Annotated in this window: 4 protein-coding genes; 3 read left to right on the forward strand and 1 reads right to left on the reverse strand. The window is 74.5% G+C overall.

Features of this window, described 5'->3' with window-relative positions; genetic code table 11:
* Positions 1-132 precede the first annotated feature (132 nt).
* The 3 genes from FNX44_RS25790 to FNX44_RS25800 all read left to right on the forward strand — a co-directional run bounded on the left by FNX44_RS25790 (position 133) and on the right by FNX44_RS25800 (position 1589).
* Positions 133-672, forward strand: a complete 540-nt coding sequence (locus FNX44_RS25790; protein ID WP_143651388.1) for a MarR family winged helix-turn-helix transcriptional regulator — start codon at positions 133-135, stop codon at positions 670-672.
* Positions 673-807: 135 nt separating this feature from the next.
* Complete coding sequence (locus tag FNX44_RS25795; RefSeq protein ID WP_143651389.1) at positions 808-1335, forward strand: sigma factor-like helix-turn-helix DNA-binding protein; 528 nt, start codon at positions 808-810, stop codon at positions 1333-1335.
* A complete protein-coding gene (locus FNX44_RS25800; RefSeq protein WP_143651390.1) occupies positions 1332-1589 on the forward strand; it encodes a hypothetical protein in 258 nt (85 codons plus the stop codon). The genes FNX44_RS25795 and FNX44_RS25800 overlap by 4 nt, the downstream gene beginning before the upstream one ends.
* Before the next feature lie 57 nt (positions 1590-1646).
* Here the strand turns inward: FNX44_RS25800 and FNX44_RS25805 are convergent.
* The coding region (locus FNX44_RS25805; protein WP_143651391.1) for a cystathionine gamma-synthase at positions 1647-2737 on the reverse strand (1091 nt) is incomplete at its 5' end.

The following is a 2737-nucleotide window of genomic DNA, read 5'->3' on the forward strand; positions in this document are numbered from 1 at the left end:
CCCGTACCCGTACCGGGGCCCCGGCGGCCCCCGGAGCCCCGGTACGGGTACGGGAACGGCCGACTCCGCGTACCCTGTGGCCACCCTCAACCGTCCAACTGCCCGAACTTCGGAAGAAGTGAGCTCCCCGGCATGCCCACGCACCCGGACACGACAACAGCCGACGACGTGCGACAGGATCAGCCGCGCCGTCGCGGAACCGACAACGGCGGCGGGCCCGATCCGCTGCTGGAGGCGATACAGCACCAGGTCGCGCTGTTCGCCCGCCGCGCCGAACAGACCCGCCTCGGCGGCGTCGGCCAGGCGCGCAACTCCATGGACCGCGCCGCCTACCTGCTGCTCAACCGCCTCGATCAGGAAGGCCCGACCGGCGTGAAGGCACTCGCCGCCGGCATGGGCATCGACTCCTCCACGGTCACCCGCCAGGTCGCCCCGCTCGTCGACTCCGGCCTGGTCAAACGCACCTCGCACCCCGACGACGGCCGCGCCGTCGTCCTGGAGCTCTCCCCGCGCGGGGCCGGTCGGCTGGCCGAAGTGCGCTCCTCCCGACGGGAGTTGATGGCGCTGCTCACCAAGGACTGGTCGCCGGAGGAGCGGGACGTCTTCTGCGCGCTGCTCACCCGCTTCAACGACGCGCTCTCCGAACTCCACGCCCCCTTCGCGCCCCGCTGAGCACGGCGGCCGCCGCCGAGCGCGGCGGGCGGCGTCGGGTCTCACATGCCGCGCCCAGCGGCGCGTCCACCTCCCCACGGCACGACCCTTGACCCCGCGCGGGCACGGCGGTCCCATGGGTCAATGGGAGTGCCGATGGGGGATCGAGCGGACCGGGACCGCCGTCGCGCCCGGGAGTTCGAGGCGTTTGTCTCCGGTGCGGCCGGACGGCTGCTGCGCGTCGCCACGCTGCTGACCACCGAACCGCTCGAACCACCCGGCCCGCCCGGGCCGCCCGGGCCGTCCGACCCGCCCGGCCCCGGGCAGGCGGGCGGCCGACCGGCGGCGCCGCCGCCCGCCGCCCGGGAGCTGCTGCATCGCGCGCTCGCCCACACCTACGCTCGCTGGGGCCCGCACACCGATCCGTACGACACGGCCCGCTGGCAGCTCGTCCACCGCTTCACCCGCCACGCCCGGCGGCACCGGCACTCCCTCGGCGGCCCGCTGGGCGACCTCACCCCGCAGGAACGCGTGGTCCTCGTGCTGTGTGTCTACGAGGAGGTGGACGAGGACCGGGTCGCCGCCTCCCTCGGCCTGCCGGCGGACCGGGTGCGGGCGCTGCGGGCACGTTCGGTCTACCGCCTCCGCGCCGCCCGCCGCCCCGCCCCGGAGGTGCGCCGATGACCCACCTCGTCGACCCGAGGGAGGAGCAGGTCAGACGGCTGCTGGAGGTCGGCCCCCATCCGCCGGTGCCGGCCGACCTCGCCGACACCGCCGCCGGTCTCGGCCACCGCCTGCTGCGCCGCCGCCGGGCGCTGCGCCTCGTACTGCTGCTCCTGCTGCTCGTGGCCCTCGCCGCGCTGCTCGGCTGGCTTGTCACCGCCCAGCCGTGGGGTGTGGGCACCCCGGAGACCACCCCGCCCGGCTACGGCTGGTGAACGACCGACGAAGGGCCGGGCCCGTCTGCACGGACCCGGCCCCGCTGTACGAACCGCTCAGCCCAGCGCCGCTCGCAGGTCCTCCAGCAGGTCGTCCACCGACTCGATGCCGACCGACAGCCGCACCAGGTCGCCCGGCACCTCCAGCAGCGAACCCGCCGCCGAGGCGTGGGTCATCCGGCCCGGGTGCTCGATCAGCGACTCCACGCCGCCCAGCGACTCACCCAGCGTGAACAGCTCCGCGCGGTTGCAGACCTCGACCGCCGCCTCCTCGCCGCCGGCGACCCGGAACGACACCATGCCGCCGAAGGACCGCATCTGCTTGGCCGCGACCTCGTGCCCCGGGTGGCTCTCCAGCCCCGGGTACAGCACCTCGGTGACCTTCGGGTGCTTCACCAGCATCTCCGCGACGCGCTCGGCGTTCGCGCTGTGCCGGTCCATCCGGACCGCCAGCGTCTTCACACCCCGCATCACCAGCCAGGAGTCGAACGGGCCGGCGATGGCGCCCATCGCGTTCTGGTGGAACGCCAGCTCCTCCGCCAGTGCCGCGTCCGCCGTCACCAGCGCACCGCCGACCACGTCCGAGTGGCCGCCCATGTACTTCGTCGTCGAGTGGACCACCACGTCGGCGCCCAGCGCCAGCGGCTGCTGGAGGTAGGGGCTCGCGAAGGTGTTGTCCACCACCAGGCGCGCGTCGGCGCCGCGCGCCACCGCCGCCACCTGCTCGATGTCGGTGATGCCCAGCAGCGGATTGCTCGGCGTCTCCACCCACACGACCTTCGTGCGGTCGCGCAGCTGGGCGCGGACCGCCGTCGGGTCGGAGGTGTCGGCGACCGACCACTCCACCCCCCACCGCTGCGCGACCTTCGCGAACAGCCGGAACGTGCCGCCGTACGCGTCGTTCGGGATGACCACGTGGTCGCCGGGAGTCAGTACCGTGCGCAGCAGGCAGTCCTCCGCCGCGAGGCCCGACGCGAACGCCAGACCCCGGCTGCCGCCCTCCAGCGCGGCCAGGTTCTCCTCGAGCGCCGTCCTGGTCGGGTTCGCCGACCGGCTGTACTCGTAACCGCCGCGCAGCCCGCCGACGCCGTCCTGCTTGTAGGTGGAGACCTGGTGGATCGGCGGGACGACAGCGCCGGTCGCGGCGT

Origin of the sequence: Streptomyces alkaliterrae, assembly GCF_007097205.2 — a bacterium.
In the GTDB taxonomy this organism is placed as follows: Bacteria; Actinomycetota; Actinomycetes; order Streptomycetales; family Streptomycetaceae; genus Streptomyces; species Streptomyces alkaliterrae.